This is a genomic window from Ohtaekwangia sp., assembly GCF_036568665.1.
Classification (GTDB): domain Bacteria; phylum Bacteroidota; class Bacteroidia; order Cytophagales; family Cyclobacteriaceae; genus Ohtaekwangia.
The window spans coordinates 26475-40637 of the sequence record NZ_DATCSD010000029.1 but is presented as its reverse complement, the minus strand read 5'-3'; the positions used below and the strand labels follow the sequence as shown (position 1 = coordinate 40637).

14 protein-coding genes are annotated in these 14163 nt (G+C 43.3%); 10 read left to right on the top strand and 4 right to left on the bottom strand.

Features of this window, described 5'->3' with window-relative positions; translation table 11 throughout:
* Positions 1-62 precede the first annotated feature (62 nt).
* From VIN08_RS01620 to VIN08_RS01605, 4 genes are all read left to right on the top strand, one after another.
* On the top strand, positions 63-1778 hold the full coding sequence (locus tag VIN08_RS01620) for an OmpL47-type beta-barrel domain-containing protein (protein ID WP_331959215.1): 1716 nt from the start codon (positions 63-65) through the stop codon (positions 1776-1778).
* 280 nt (positions 1779-2058) lie between these two features.
* Entirely contained in the window at positions 2059-2226 is a 168-nt protein-coding gene (locus VIN08_RS01615) for a hypothetical protein (RefSeq protein ID WP_331959212.1), read from the top strand.
* A 68-nt stretch (positions 2227-2294) separates the two neighbouring features.
* Positions 2295-3488 (top strand): OmpA family protein, encoded by a 1194-nt coding sequence (locus VIN08_RS01610; RefSeq protein ID WP_331959210.1) that lies wholly within the window; start codon positions 2295-2297, stop codon positions 3486-3488.
* A 197-nt stretch (positions 3489-3685) separates the two neighbouring features.
* Positions 3686-4939: a TlpA disulfide reductase family protein gene (locus VIN08_RS01605; protein WP_331959207.1), complete on the top strand. Its 1254-nt coding sequence runs from the start codon at positions 3686-3688 to the stop codon at positions 4937-4939.
* A 65-nt stretch (positions 4940-5004) separates the two neighbouring features.
* On the opposite strand, the gene VIN08_RS01600 is transcribed toward VIN08_RS01605, so the two are convergent.
* Entirely contained in the window at positions 5005-5817 is an 813-nt protein-coding gene (locus tag VIN08_RS01600) for a hypothetical protein (RefSeq protein ID WP_331959204.1), read from the bottom strand.
* A 238-nt stretch (positions 5818-6055) separates the two neighbouring features.
* Here VIN08_RS01600 and VIN08_RS01595 point away from each other — a divergent pair, with 238 nt between their 5' ends.
* Positions 6056-6454: an OB-fold protein gene (locus tag VIN08_RS01595; RefSeq protein ID WP_331959201.1), complete on the top strand. Its 399-nt coding sequence runs from the start codon at positions 6056-6058 to the stop codon at positions 6452-6454.
* A gap of 623 nt (positions 6455-7077) precedes the next feature.
* On the opposite strand, the gene VIN08_RS01590 is transcribed toward VIN08_RS01595, so the two are convergent.
* Positions 7078-7848: a response regulator gene (locus tag VIN08_RS01590; protein ID WP_331959199.1), complete on the bottom strand. Its 771-nt coding sequence runs from the start codon at positions 7846-7848 to the stop codon at positions 7078-7080.
* A 193-nt stretch (positions 7849-8041) separates the two neighbouring features.
* A complete protein-coding gene (locus tag VIN08_RS01585; protein ID WP_331959196.1) occupies positions 8042-9709 on the bottom strand; it encodes a sensor histidine kinase in 1668 nt (555 codons plus the stop codon).
* A gap of 158 nt (positions 9710-9867) precedes the next feature.
* On the opposite strand from VIN08_RS01585, the gene VIN08_RS01580 reads away from it, so the two are divergent.
* From VIN08_RS01580 to dinB, 5 genes are all read left to right on the top strand, one after another.
* The gene (locus VIN08_RS01580) at positions 9868-10503 is read left to right on the top strand and encodes an alpha/beta hydrolase (protein WP_331959193.1); all 636 of its coding nucleotides are present in this window, start codon (positions 9868-9870) and stop codon (positions 10501-10503) included.
* A 60-nt stretch (positions 10504-10563) separates the two neighbouring features.
* The gene (locus VIN08_RS01575) at positions 10564-10959 is read left to right on the top strand and encodes an AraC family transcriptional regulator (RefSeq protein ID WP_331959190.1); all 396 of its coding nucleotides are present in this window, start codon (positions 10564-10566) and stop codon (positions 10957-10959) included.
* 70 nt (positions 10960-11029) lie between these two features.
* Positions 11030-11794, top strand: a complete 765-nt coding sequence (locus VIN08_RS01570) for an SDR family NAD(P)-dependent oxidoreductase (protein ID WP_331959187.1) — start codon at positions 11030-11032, stop codon at positions 11792-11794.
* 26 nt (positions 11795-11820) lie between these two features.
* Complete coding sequence (locus tag VIN08_RS01565) at positions 11821-12177, top strand: hypothetical protein (RefSeq protein ID WP_331959184.1); 357 nt, start codon at positions 11821-11823, stop codon at positions 12175-12177.
* A 52-nt stretch (positions 12178-12229) separates the two neighbouring features.
* Positions 12230-13336 (top strand): DNA polymerase IV, encoded by a 1107-nt coding sequence (dinB, locus tag VIN08_RS01560; RefSeq protein ID WP_331959181.1) that lies wholly within the window; start codon positions 12230-12232, stop codon positions 13334-13336.
* Between the two features lie 37 nt (positions 13337-13373).
* Here the strand turns inward: dinB and VIN08_RS01555 are convergent, their stop codons facing one another.
* Entirely contained in the window at positions 13374-14120 is a 747-nt protein-coding gene (locus tag VIN08_RS01555) for a hypothetical protein (protein WP_331959178.1), read from the bottom strand.
* Between the last annotated feature and the right edge of the window lie 43 nt (positions 14121-14163).

The following is a 14163-nucleotide window of genomic DNA, read 5'->3' as shown; positions in this document are numbered from 1 at the left end:
CGCATACAACTGGATTGATCTGCCCGAAGTAGTTTTGAGCGAACAAAAATTACGAGGCATTTATGAGGATACTCTGTACTGTTTTTTTATTGCTGGCAGTTTTACAAGTCAATTATGCACAGGTAAAGTCTGAACCAAAAACGTATTACGATTCCAGCGGAACATTGTACTGGAACAAGAAACTCCCGGTATATGTGATACTTTCATCTACTCCCGATCCATCAAAAGGTGTGGTGCTTAAAGAGCAGGATGTTAATAACGTCCGCGAATATCATTTTGATACTGAAGGCATCAATTGGATAAGGAGCCGTTGGGCAACAGATTCAGCCGGACAAACCATTCTTCCGAAACGCGAAGTGCTGTGGCCGGTAATGGCCGATGGTATAGCTCCGGTTACATCGGCAACGATACACGCCAGTGGCAAATTTGCATCGGGCAGCAAAGCATTTTATAGTGGCGATGCTACGGTACACTTACAATCTGCTGATGCAGTGTCAGGAGTAGAGACTATATATTACAGTACCGGCTCCGGATTTCAGGAGTATAACGGGCCGTTTGCATTGCCTGGCAATCGCCGAGTAAATCTTCGGTTCTATGGAGTAGATCATGTGGGCAACGCAGAGAATGGTGATGCTCCGCGCAACATCCTGGAGTTTTATATTGATGCAACCGCTCCGGCTTCAACGCTTGAGCTGATCGGACCACACGTTGATAATATACTCTCTCCTAAAACCAAAATAAAATTGTTGAGTACAGATGAGAGTAGTGGTGTGTCAAGTATTCAATACGGATTTAATGGTAGTGCCAATACGGTATATCAGAACGCCTTATCGTTAAATAATCTGAAGGCTAACGATAATTCGCTGACCTATCATGCTTCCGATCGTGTAAAGAACAAAGAGGAAGACAAGACCTTCGAATTTTTCCTGGATGCAGCAGCACCTGCGCTGGAATTTTCAGTTGATAAAGATTATTTCAAGTCTGCTGCCGGTAATCATTATGTGTCGCTACGTTCTGCTATCACGCTTAATGCTACTGATAACAAGGCTGGCGTAAACGCTATATATTTCTCGGTAGATGGTGTTGCGAAAGGAACGTATACTTCTCCTTTAAACACCAACCAGAAACCGGGACTTCATAAACTGATCTACGCTGCTGACGACCGCGTGGAGAATATGAGTAAAGATTATTTACTCAATTATTTTGTGGATGCTGCAAGCCCCAAGATATCATACCATGTTCAGGGACCTAAATTACTTCGTAACGATACATTATTTATCCGCACTGTGAGTAAAATAGTACTCGCAGCTACGGATCTGGGAGTAGGAGAGTCGGGAGTAAAGCAACTTACCTATAAAATAGGCAGTGCAGTCCCAACAGAATATAGCGCCAGCTTTTCAGTAGAAGGTGATGGTGTACGTGATTTAAGTATTCAGGCTGTTGACCAGGTAAACAACGGAGCAGCGGTAGGCCGGACTCTTTTTGTGGATAACGTTGCACCTGTAATCGTTGAAGTATTTAGTGTAGACAAGATCGGATCGAAAGTAGTAAAGGATCAGTCCTATACTATATATCCGAAAGAGATGCAGTTGTATTTGGCTGCGAAGGACAAAAGCGTTGGTACGCAAATTATTTATTACTCCATCAACGGTATGCCTAGGCAAATTTATACCAAGCCTATAAAGGGACTTGGAGCAGGCAATTATTCTATTGCTGTGCGGGCGATTGATATACTTGGTAACGAGTCATCTAAAACGATCACGTTTTCAGTAGAATAACGAAACGACAAAAAACGAAAGAGGAGTTGATATCTGAATATATAGCGGGTGTCAGCTTCCTTTTTTTATTTGGAGTTTCGTACGCATTCTAAGTATAAATACGGAAGTATTAATAAGTATAAAATCTCACAGGCGTCCTTGAAAATCCTGAGTATACGGCCGGTTACTTGCATCTAGTTTTGTTTACCTGTATGAAATATCCTCAACGGATATCACGCGCAGGTATACCGTTGATAAAAATAAGTCTGAGAACCATAATACACTAACCAGGGCTGTAAAGATGAGCAGACAAAAGATGGAACCGCGTGTGGTTGTTGAGCGAAGTATTACAGAATGGGAAGCATACCAGCTCTTTCGTGTCTACAAAGTACATCAGGTCATTGTAGAACTGATAGAGAATGGAAGAACGTGGAACCGGAAAGAGGTTGTAAAAGATGCTGCCCGGTAATGCTGCTAAAGAGAGGCATTACTAAGATGATAACACGAGTGACACGGTAAAATTCCTTAGATAATTGTATGAAATCTTACAAGCTTGCCTTGATAGCGACCATGTTATGGTTACACAACCAGGTATATTCGCAGCAGGTTGCTTCTCTCGACAGCAGTAACTATTATGTTGTGATCGGTGCATTTTCGATTCATAATAATGCGAGCCGTTTTGTTTCGTACGCCACTACATTGGATATGTCTGCGGACTATGGCTGGAATGCGGCCCGTAATCTATACTATGTATATGTACTGCGAACAGAGAATCGCGACAAAGCCTTATTGGAAGCAGCAAAGCTGCGCACGGACAGCACCTTTTACGATGTGTGGATATACCGTGGAAGCACAACCGCTGAGGAGGGCGAAGCTGTAGGAGATATAGATCCGGTGTCTAATCAAATCATGACACACGTGGTGTCGGCAGACAGCCCGGTGCGGGAAGCAGAAACTTCACATTCGCCAGAGTCGGTACGGATAGCCGAGAATACAGCAACACCAGTTGTTGAGAGTATAGATGATCATGATGGCAAACGATTCTTCTTCAAAATATACCGCGAAGGAGATGAAACACCGGTAGCAGGAGAGATAGATGCAATCAACGTCAGCCTCTCCCGAAAGATTGGCACCTATAAAGGAAATACTTCCGTCTTGGTAAGTGCAGAGGGTAAACCGGGCGATGTTTCATTTGTGTGCGAGATATTTGGCTATAGAAAAGTACAAACCACAGTAGACTTTAATGATCCGCTGGCACTCGATGGTATTTCGCAAGACTCCAGCAGTAACATTGTTGTTCCCTTCGGACTGACGCGTTTGCGCAAAGGAGATATAGCCGTGATGTATAATGTATACTTTTTTAAAGATGCAGCTGTTATGCGACCCGAGTCGCACTATGAAATAAACAGTTTGCTCGAAATGCTCAGGGAAAATCCCCGGTATAAGATCAAGATACACGGTCACACCAATGGAAACTCCTATGGGAAAATTATATATGGAGGCGACTCGAAAAACTTTTTCTCATTAGCTAACTCCCACGATGGCTTTGGTTCAGCGAAAGAACTCTCTGAAGAGCGCGCCAAAATAATTCGTGACTTCATGATGAGCAACGGTATTGATAAAAGTCGTATGCAGATAAAAGCATGGGGAGGCAAGCGCCCGGTACAAAACAAGAACGGTTCTAAAGCCCAGGAAAACGTTCGTGTAGAAGTAGAAATTCTGGAAGACTAAACCTTGAATCTTAAACGTTGACGGTGCAGGGTTTAGAATTCAAGGTTACTCCGCTACTATATGCATATCCGTGATTTTACGGAATATACTCTATGTATTGATTGTACATAGCTCTGTTGATAAATACCGTGAAGAGAAGGAGTTGATTTTACTTTCTTTTGTGGTAGAATATAATCCTAATCATAATTAACCTGATCATGAAACTAAAACTCAGCAGAACGCTGCTGGCATTCATTATGGTGTGCCTCAGCGTAAATATACTTTATGCTGCTAATCCCAGGAAAGCGTTGAAAACCGGTATATGGCGGGCCACACTGGAATTGCAGGGACTTCAGTTGCCATTTAACTTTGATGTAGTACACGATCGCACCGGTGGCTACGATATTTACGTGTTAAATGCTGAAGAGCGCTTGTTGCTGGATGAAGTAAATATGAAAGGCGATTCGGTAGATATCGTGCTGCACATCTTCGATGCCAACATAAAAGCGCGTATCCATGGCGATTCATTAACAGGTGTGTTTATTAAAAATTACGAACAAAACTATCGCGTACCATTCACGGCTGTACATGGGCAGACATATCGTTTTGAACCAACAGATGTAACTGCTAAAACAGAGCAGGATTATAGCGGTAAATATAGCGTGGACTTTATTCACGAAGCTGATACTTCTGAAGCCATTGGTATATTTAAGCAACAGGGTAATTATGTTACCGGAACATTTCTGACAACTACTGGTGATTATCGTTATCTGGAAGGTACCGTGAGCAACGGCATGCTACATCTGAGTGCTTTTGATGGAAACCATGCCTATCTTTTTACTGCCTCTAAACAGTCTGATGGCAGCCTGATGGGTGAGTTTTACTCTGGACAGACCTGGACTGAATTTTGGGTAGCACAGAAGAATGATGCGGCAAGTCTTCCCGATCCTGAATCGCTTACATACCTGAAGCCAGGCTACGATCATATTGAATTTAATTTTCCGGATGTGAACGGAAAGAAAATTACTTTCCCCGATGCCCGGTATAAAAATAAAGTTGTGGTGCTACAGATCTTTGGTACGTGGTGCCCCAACTGTATGGATGAAACCACGTTTATGTCGAACTGGTATAACACCAACAAAATGCGCGGTGTTGAAATTATAGGACTTGCCTACGAGCGGAAGAGTGATTTTAGCTATGCGAGCAGCCGCGTGCGCAAGATGATCGAAAAACTGAAAGTGCCCTATAATTTTGTAATAGCAGGTACGAACGATAAAGACAAAGCTTCTGAAACACTGCCGATGCTGAATCGTGTAATGGCTTTTCCCACTACTATCATTATCGGTAAAGATGGTAAAGTGCGGAATATATATACTGGTTTTTCAGGTCCTGGTACCGGCTTGTATTACGATCAGTATATAGAGCGGTTTAACGAAACGATCAATGGTTTGCTGAGCGAACAGGTAAATTAGGCTAACGATATAATTATATATATCCCGCCTCTGGAGAGTATCCGGGGGCGGGATTTTTTATTAGACTATATTCCGCTGTTGTAAATGAATTTTCCTTCGGTGCCATTCTTTCCTTTGCTTCCGGCCCGGCCATTGGCGCCACGCCGGGAAGTTTTATCGGCACCTATACCGATAGCACCGCCAGGAGCACCTTCGCCCCCATACCCTGCATAGCCACCGTGAAGATTGAACTGCACAATACCAGACTGCAGTATATTTACCGGGCAGCTCTTGCATAATAAAGTCAGGTTGCCGCCATTACCGCCATTGCCACCATCGCCACCATTTCCACCAGCCCCACCGTTGCAGGCGCAATGGGGTGTGCTTTTGCTTCCGCTGCCACCAATTCCTCCACGACCGCCTTCACCACCATCGCCACCATTTAACCGGAACAATAATGGATGTGTATTTGCTGCATCCATCGTGCTGATCGTAATGGTAAGATGTTTGCCGGCTTCACCGTCCATCCCGTTCTTGCCGGGTGCTGCATTCTTTCCAGGATTGCAAGGGCCGTAGGAGGGATCTGCATCTTTTGCATTTTTGCCCGAGCTACCGGCATTACCCGTTCCTATAAACCAGCACTGTTTACCAATGGTAAGTTTCTTTACCACGATATAACTGGCAGCCGATGTTTTGCAGAGTATAAATGCCGAGGAGTCGTGCATGATCAATTCATCCACAATTAAAGTATCATCTTTCATTTCATAAGATTGCCGCTTTTGTATTTCAAGTCGTGGCATTGTTGTTTGAGCAAACAACGCTGACGTGAACATCCATAGCGTGACGATGAGCATGATCGCAGCGCGCGATCTTTCTACAGGATACGTGTATAAAACCATGACAGTAATTTTTTAATTGAACTAAAAATAGACCGTCAACTCCTTTGTTATACTCTGTGTTTATACTGATACACGACTGGAATAAATACAGATGAACCTGTTTGTTGTAAATATACTGATGTACACGTACGTGTTTTTACTGAGCTATTCATGAGTAATAAAAAACGACAGGTAACAGTATAATTGCTGAAAGAAAAAATCTGCGGGCCTGTTTTCTTTGCTCTATTCTGAAAACAGTATGGTTGCAGTAATATCGTCATCCGGAGTGATAGTGTTGATCGTTGCCATTGTGCTTATGCGCAGAGGCAAGAAGAAAGTGAAAGAACCTCCTATACCCATCAAGGCAACATCCCTCATTGCTACATTTGTGAAGGATGCACCACTGGCTAATCTTCAGTACCTGGAGAAGGTACTGGAAGTAGAAGGCATTGTAAAAAATGTAGAAGCCGGGAACGGCATTGTGTGGCTTTCCGGAGAACGCAGTGTTATGATCTCGGTAAAATGTTATGTGAAAGGCAATCTGAATCAGGTCCGTGCAGGCGATGCAATTCGGATACAAGGTATTTGCCAGGGGTATATGATTCACATAACGATTGCCAATGGAAAAATTATGCAGGCAACAGAAGTCGCGTCATAACCGAAGTGTTCTACGTAAAAATACAGACGTAGGTATACCAATTATTTGTAAGTAGTTCTACTCAATAATACAGGATATAGATGTCGGATAGAAGTTTTTACTTTGTGCTCATAACGTAAGAGATAAAGCAAATGTTGCTTTAATAGTTTAAAGATTTCTCCGCTAGTTTCGACAGTGGGGTTTGGGTCCGGGGCACGCAGTAACATGCGTGCCCCTTTGTTTTGCACCGGCAGTAGATATGCCAGTTTGCTATACTTAAATGTTTCATAAAGCATGTGTATACCGGTTCTGTTGCAGGCGGAACTTTGTTGTTAGTGATTGATTGTTATTTTACTATAGCGTACTGTAGAACGATTCTGTATTGCTCTATGAAGTTCTGCAGAGAAATGAATATCGAACAAGAAATAGGCTGGTCTTAATGTACTTTTCACGAATAACTATTAACGTGTAATGAATGTCGGACAACTAACATCGATAAACGAGTGCTGAAATATGGTCAGTGCTTTGAAACGAATAACGATTAACCAAATTCGAATATCGAACAGGGCACATCGATTAACGAATGTCGAAGTGTTGAAAGTTTACTTTTGCTTTTACTTTACACTTTCCGCTTGCGTTATATGCTATCGAAGTATATCTGTACGAACTGCCCCGAATGGAGTCATACTGGTTTTATACAGGTATTTGGAAAGGATGCGGAATAACTCTGCGCTGTTTACGGGTTTTAACAGACAACTGCTGGCACCTGCGTTCAGGGCACTTGCTATATTTTCCTTTAGCACGGGCGATGTGAGGCAACTGATAATAGGTATATATTTGTTGAACTCCCGGATTTTTTCCGTGGTAAAGTTTCCATTTATACCTTGTATAAAATCGTCCATCAAAACAAGATCGAACGATTCGCGTAATACCAGCGATACCGTATCTTCTCCACTCTCTACCACCGTGGTGACGCAGCCCCAGCCTTCCAGGAAGCTTTGAAACACCAATGCGTTGATCCTGCTATCTTCTACAATAAGTACACGCTTGGATTCGAACGGACGTTTCGAATTTTCAGATGGGGCATTAATTAGTCTGAACGGGAAGCTGATCTTTTTCTCATTTCCTTTACGAAGGCCTCCGGGGTCACGTTCGCATGCAGTAATGTCGATCAGGATCGTAGTAATATTATCGAACTGCTCTTTACTGGTAATTTCAATAAAGATCTCCTGCACATCAAATGACTTTGACAGAAACAAACATCCGTGTTTAATCGCTGAAAGCAGCCTGTCGCGGTTTCCCCAATAAGCATCCGCCAACTGAACGTCAATGTTCAGGCCAAGTATCGGAGTCCGGTACTTCGTGAGTTTATTGGCCAGTTTATAACAGGCCTCCCGTAAGCTAAATTCTTCCATGGAGTTTTGTAAAGCGTGATCCGTTTACGCGGCAATGATACTGAATTAAGATACTTTGTGCCTCCGTGAAGAATTGAGAGCGCTGTCAGTATAAATACTGATAAGGTATATGGTTACTTTAATTATTTTGTCTTTAAACGCACCTATAGCGTGATGAGCGGTAAAGATAGTATAATACGCGGGTAATAAAATATCAGACAGGCTGCAGTATAGGCGGATGAACTGCACTTCTTTCTTTCAGGTATATACGAAACGTAGTGCCTTCGTTGATGTTGCTTTCCACTTCAATTTTCCCATCCATAGCACTTACCTGTGTTTTTACCAGATATAGGCCCATACCTTTTCCTTCTACGTGAAAATGAAAACGCTTATAAAGTGTGAACAGATTTTGCTGATGCTGCTGTGTATCGAAGCCAAGCCCGTTATCGGTTATTGAAAGGCATATATAGTCATCAGTTCGTGTTGTCTTTATCCTGATAATAGGTGCCCGATCGGGCGATCGGTATTTAATAGCGTTGCTTATCAGGTTGAATAAAATACTATCGATATAGGCCTTAACAGCAATCACCACAGGAGCTGCCTCGAACGATTCGTGAATCAGTGTTTGTGTTTCCAATATTTCTTTTTCAAGATTTGAGCAGATCAGCAATAACTCATCGTGAAGGTCTACCTGTGTGAGGTACTTGCTGTCGTTACTCTTTACTTCGAGTATAACATTCAGGTCTTTGATCACCGTATCCATTTCGGCTGTAGAGCAGATAAGTTTCTGGATGATCATTTGTTCTTCTTCTTTGCTGATGGATAGTTCCAGTAATTTTCCCAGGCCGAGTATACGCGCTGCCGGTGCCCGCAAATTATGTGCTGCTATAAAAGCAAACTGCTCCAGTTGCTGATTATACTCCATCAGTTCATGCGTCCTCTTTCGTATCTCTTCTTCCAGTGAATCGTTGCGTTTTAAAATAGTTTCGTGTTGTAAGAGTATAGTATGCTGTGCTTCGCTTAGATGTTGGTTTTGTTGTGCCAGTTGATCCCGCTGCAGGGAAATTTCTTCCTGCTGTGATTTAAGCTCTTCGTTCTGTGCTGTGATCTCTCCCTGCTTTTTCTGCAGCTCGCGGTTTTGAAGTTGAATTTCCTGTGTTCGTTCCAATACGGTATGCTCCAGCATTTCATTTTGTTGTGCGAGTATCAGGGCTTTGTCTGCCTCAGATTCACGAAGCTTCATTTGTGCCGAAAGTTCCTGATGTGTATGTATAGCAGTAAAGATGAGTGTCGGTACACAGACCAGAAACAATATAAGCTGCACCAGATATGTGTTCCATTGTGCTGCATGGTATTTCTCCAGTGCATCGTTGTTGATAGCATTTTCGAAACGGTAGATCGCTTCCGAAACTTTTTCGTACTGCAACCATAATTTATACCCCTTGTCAAGGTCAGCCAAACGGTAGAACTCATCCATGTTCTTCTCATCGAACAATTGTTTCATATATACACATTGTTCGGCATAGGCATCAGTGGAATCTTTGAGGCGGTAAAATTCCACCATTGGGTAATGTTGCGAAGCCAGCAAGGCGCCTACCGAGTGAAAGAGCGAATCTTTATCGCGCAGGGCAAAGCGCATCGGGTATAAATATTTATCATCACGGAACAAGGCATATCCTCTCAGGCCCAGATCCAGGTTGTGAATTATACCGATCGCGAATTGAGAGACAGTAACTTTTATCTGCTCAGCCTGCCGTTGCAGCAGTCTGTTCTCTTCCATGATGCGATGATTGGTATGCGTGATGAAAACATTTAGCATGATCAACAGGATGATGCTGAAGACCGCAACGTTGATCCAGTTTTTATGAATGATCTGTTTCACTCGGGCGATAATTTATTAGCACTGGGCAGCCTGGATATAGTTTATAATGTAACTATATTTTATGATTTTTACACTGCGCGCATTGAAATTGTAGGATAAGCTATTCTTACAAACGTGAACGATGGGGTTATGATTTTACACCGGAGACATTTACGTACATGAAGGATCTATACTTGCTGAGCGGACTTGGTGCGGACAAAAGAGTTTTTGAATGCCTGGATCTATCGGCTTACAGAGCAACCTATATCGAGTGGCTTGTGCCATTACGAACGGATACACTGGTAACATATGCACAACGCTTACGGTCGCAGATCACTGTGAGTAATCCGGTGCTGGTAGGAGTTTCTTTCGGAGGGATGATCGCGGTTGAAATCGGAAAACAAATTACAACCGAAAAGATCATCCTGATTTCATCGGCTGAAACACAGCAAGACATTCCGCTATATTACCGATTTATGGGATTGATCCGGTTTAATCGCCTGATGCCACGCGGACAGTTTAAGAAACTTACTGGTATAACGGCCTGGTTGTTTGGAGTATCAACCCCTGGTGACCGACAGATGTTACACGAGATTATTGATCAGACTGATGAGATATTTCTCGAGTGGGCGATCGAGCAAATCATACACTGGAAAAATAAAACCATGTTGATGAACGTGGTGCATATACATGGAACATCCGATAGAGTACTGCCCTATAGTAAAGCTGATTATACCATTATGCAGGGCGGCCATTTCATGATCGTAAACCGGTCGCACGAGATCAATACAATTATCCGGAAGGAACTTGCATGAGGTATATTTCCGTTATCAGCTATATATTTTCAATTGGATTAAACTTCGTACCTTTAAGCTATGCCACTGCCGCAAAAAATACTGACACGCAAAGACGAAATCACGGCCCGGTACTTTGAGATACTGGAAGAGCATATGCAGGATATACTGGCCGGTAAAGCTTCACATTCCTATCACATCAAAGATTTTGCCGAGCGGCTCTTTATACATCCAACGCATTTCAGCAATACCATAAAACTCACTACGGGCAAATCGCCCTGTTATTTTATGGAAGAACGGTTGATGGATGCTGCCAGGCGTATGCTGCGCGAAACATCCAGGCCTATAGCAGATATATGTTACCAGCTTACGTTTGACGATCCTACCAACTTTACCAAGTTCTTTAAACGATTCGAAGGAAAAACGCCCCGGCAATACCGGCAGCAATTCATAGAATCGGAAATAGTTACCATTTAATCGGAAACTGTTACCATTTTTTTAGGCGGTGTCTTTCTGAATTTTGTGATGTCAATTAAACAACACAAACATGCAGACAACTAATAAAATTGCCCTTGTAACTGGTGGAAGCAGAGGGTTAGGTAAAAACGCAGCGGTCAGCCTTGCTAAAAAGGGATTAGACGTTATTCTCACCTATAATAGCAAGAAGGCAGAGGCAGAAGCTACTGTAGCTGAAATTACAGCACTTGGACAAAAAGCAATAGCCCTACAGTTGAACACTGCGCAGGTTGCAGAGTTCGATCCATTTGCAAAACAACTTGCTTCTGTTTTGAAAGAGCAATGGAATCGCACGAGCTTTGATTACCTGGTAAACAATGCGGGCATTGACTGGGCGGCACCTTTTGTACAAACTACGGAAGAACAATTTGATGCCTTGTTCAATGTACATTTTAAAGGTGTTTACTTCTTAACGCAAAAACTGTTGCCCCTGGTGGCTGATAAAGGCGGAATCATTAACTTATCAACAGGGTTGGCGCGATTTGCAACACCGGGATATAGCGCATACGCTTCTATGAAAGGAGCTATTGAAGTATTTACACGATACCTGGCCAAAGAACTTGGTGTAAGAGGTATACGTGCCAATGCCGTAGCACCGGGTGCCATTGAAACAGACTTTACGAAGAACGCATTTGATGCACATCCGGAAGCAAAAGATTTTATAGCATCACAGACTGCGTTGGGCAGAGTAGGGCAGGCTGATGACATAGGTGGGGTGGTAGCGTTTCTGTGTACCGAAGATGCCCGCTGGATCAACGCTCAGCGCATTGAAGCTTCCGGTGGAATGTTCCTGTAATCAATCTATACTATATATATATTATTATGACGACTGCACTTAAAATTGTAAATGCGGCATTGATCCTTTTCACAGTATATATGGGCGTGAAACAAGGATGGGCTATGCTTTCCGGTAAACCGGTTATGCTGGAAATGTTTGAAAAATGGAACATCAGCAAAACCGGTATGATGGTGATTGGCGTGTTTACAATTTTAAGCGCGTTGCTCGTGCTCTTTCCTCAAACATTTCTGGCCGGTAACTTTATCACAGCCGCTGTTATACTTCTTATCATGATGCTGCACCTGCAGCATCGCGATATAAAAGGTTTTATGATTGAGCTGCCGTTCTTCCTGCTGCCGCTCATCATTGTATACCTCCGTTACCCGTTGAAGAAAGTATAGTCACTAGGAACCAGACTTCCCTGTATATTTGTAGTGACGACTGTTTCGCTTCATGGAAAATCAGGTCACTCCGGCATTTCGAAAGATTATTCATATTGATATGGATGCATTCTATGCTTCTATCGAGCAGCGCGACAATCCGGAATACAGAGGCAAGCCCATTGCTGTAGGTGGTTCTCCGGAAGGGCGAGGTGGTGTTGTGGCGACAGCCAGTTATGAAGCGCGTAAGTTTGGTGTTCGTTCGGCTATGCCATCCAAGCAGGCAAAGCAGCTTTGTCCCGAAGTAATTTTTGTACGACCACGGTTTGATGTATATAAAGCGGTATCACAAAAGATACGCGAGATATTTTTCAGGTATACCGATCTCATCGAACCCTTGTCGCTAGACGAAGCCTACCTGGATGTAACGGAAGATAAACAAGCGATTGGTTCTGCAATCGAGATTGCTACGCAGATAAAGCAGGCGATCAAAGATGAATTGCAACTCACAGCATCGGCTGGTGTATCGATCAATAAGTTTGTAGCGAAGATTGCTTCTGATATGCAGAAGCCCGATGGACTCACATTTATAGGTCCGTCACGCATACAGTCGTTCATGGAGAATTTAGGGGTCGAGAAATTCTTTGGTGTTGGTAAAGTTACTGCAGCAAAAATGAAAAGCATGGGCCTTCACACCGGTGCAGATCTCAAGAAATTATCGGAAGATGAACTCATCAAAAATTTTGGCAAAGCCGGGCGCTTCTTCTATAAGATTGTGCGGGGACAAGACGATCGGTTAGTACAGCCTCATCGTGAAACAAAATCAGTTGGAGCAGAAGATACATTTCCGTATGATCTGGCTGAACCGGAAGAGATGCATGTAGAGTTAGAGAAGATAGCACCTGTAGTGAGTGAGCGATTGAGGCGCCATCATTTGAAGGGACGTACTATAACACTCAAGATCAAGTATAGCGACTTTAAACTGATAACGCGAAGCCAGTCGTTTACACAAGGTATAGATGACCTGGAAACAATTGTATCAACCGTTAAGAATTTACTGGCGAGTGTTGATATGAAAGAAAAGAAAGTACGACTGCTGGGTATATCTCTCTCGAATTTTGGCGACATGGTGGTACGCGAAAAGAAAGATGGTATACAAGATCAGCTTACCTTATTCTGATAACTTGAAATATAGCATGCCCCATCGCTATACTATATCAGCGTGTACGAACTACGTTGTCGTAAAGCTCGCGAAACTGCGTATCGCCAAAGCCATATACACCTTTGCGCTTACTAAATTCCCGGAAAGCCTGGTGGAAGTCGTCTGATCCATTGTGAATAATTTCTTCGATCGCGCAAGTTAACGCACTCTTTTCACCGGCTGCGGCAAAGCGATCAAAGTGAGCCTGGCAGGTTTCTGCTGCATAAGGAAAGCAGGCAGACCGCACACGACATAAACTTTCCATCAGGTGCAGGTCATTTTGTTTATAGGCTGTCCAGAGAGCTTCGCCTAGTTTGAAGTCGTTATCATTAAATCGCACCCGGTTACGAAAACTGGTTTGCAGGTCGCGACCATTGGCCCCACCGTAGTCATTCCATCGTTGCTCTGAAGGAAGGAAAGACGGATATACTACATATACATCTTTGCGGATCGAAAGATCGTATAGCACCGAAATAACAAACCACATATTTACCTGGCAGAAGAGATCGTACCCGAACCATAGATTGAACTCTGTCGGATCGGGTGCAGCCATCAGCTTTTTGAATGACGATACAACTTTGGAATTATACTCTTCATACGGAGTGCCCCAATGGGCCGCCCTGTTTTTCCAGAAAGAGGAGAGATCATCGCCCTGCAGATCGCCCGTTACAAGTCCTTCGCGCATCACGGCAACTTCTCCCGAAAGGCCCGCCTCCGGAAATATAGTTGCCAACGCATCACCATTCAAAACGTGATAGACCATAAGATGAGGGATGTATAGTAAAGGTCGGCAGGAGAGTTGACTA

Excerpts from the sequence above, each read along its gene's own strand:
- VIN08_RS01580 (WP_331959193.1), top strand. The coding sequence starts at position 9,868 with ATGAAGGATCTATACTTGCTGAGCGGACTTGGTGCGGACAAAAGAGTT.
- VIN08_RS01595 (WP_331959201.1), top strand. The coding sequence starts at position 6,056 with ATGGTTGCAGTAATATCGTCATCCGGAGTGATAGTGTTGATCGTTGCC.
- dinB (WP_331959181.1), top strand. The coding sequence starts at position 12,230 with ATGGAAAATCAGGTCACTCCGGCATTTCGAAAGATTATTCATATTGAT.
- VIN08_RS01565 (WP_331959184.1), top strand. The coding sequence starts at position 11,821 with ATGACGACTGCACTTAAAATTGTAAATGCGGCATTGATCCTTTTCACA.
- VIN08_RS01620 (WP_331959215.1), top strand. The coding sequence starts at position 63 with ATGAGGATACTCTGTACTGTTTTTTTATTGCTGGCAGTTTTACAAGTC.
- VIN08_RS01610 (WP_331959210.1), top strand. The coding sequence starts at position 2,295 with ATGAAATCTTACAAGCTTGCCTTGATAGCGACCATGTTATGGTTACAC.
- VIN08_RS01590 (WP_331959199.1), bottom strand. The coding sequence starts at position 7,848 with ATGGAAGAATTTAGCTTACGGGAGGCCTGTTATAAACTGGCCAATAAA.
- VIN08_RS01605 (WP_331959207.1), top strand. The coding sequence starts at position 3,686 with ATGAAACTAAAACTCAGCAGAACGCTGCTGGCATTCATTATGGTGTGC.
- VIN08_RS01570 (WP_331959187.1), top strand. The coding sequence starts at position 11,030 with ATGCAGACAACTAATAAAATTGCCCTTGTAACTGGTGGAAGCAGAGGG.
- VIN08_RS01555 (WP_331959178.1), bottom strand. The coding sequence starts at position 14,120 with ATGGTCTATCACGTTTTGAATGGTGATGCGTTGGCAACTATATTTCCG.
- VIN08_RS01600 (WP_331959204.1), bottom strand. The coding sequence starts at position 5,817 with ATGGTTTTATACACGTATCCTGTAGAAAGATCGCGCGCTGCGATCATG.
- VIN08_RS01615 (WP_331959212.1), top strand. The coding sequence starts at position 2,059 with ATGAGCAGACAAAAGATGGAACCGCGTGTGGTTGTTGAGCGAAGTATT.
- VIN08_RS01575 (WP_331959190.1), top strand. The coding sequence starts at position 10,564 with ATGCCACTGCCGCAAAAAATACTGACACGCAAAGACGAAATCACGGCC.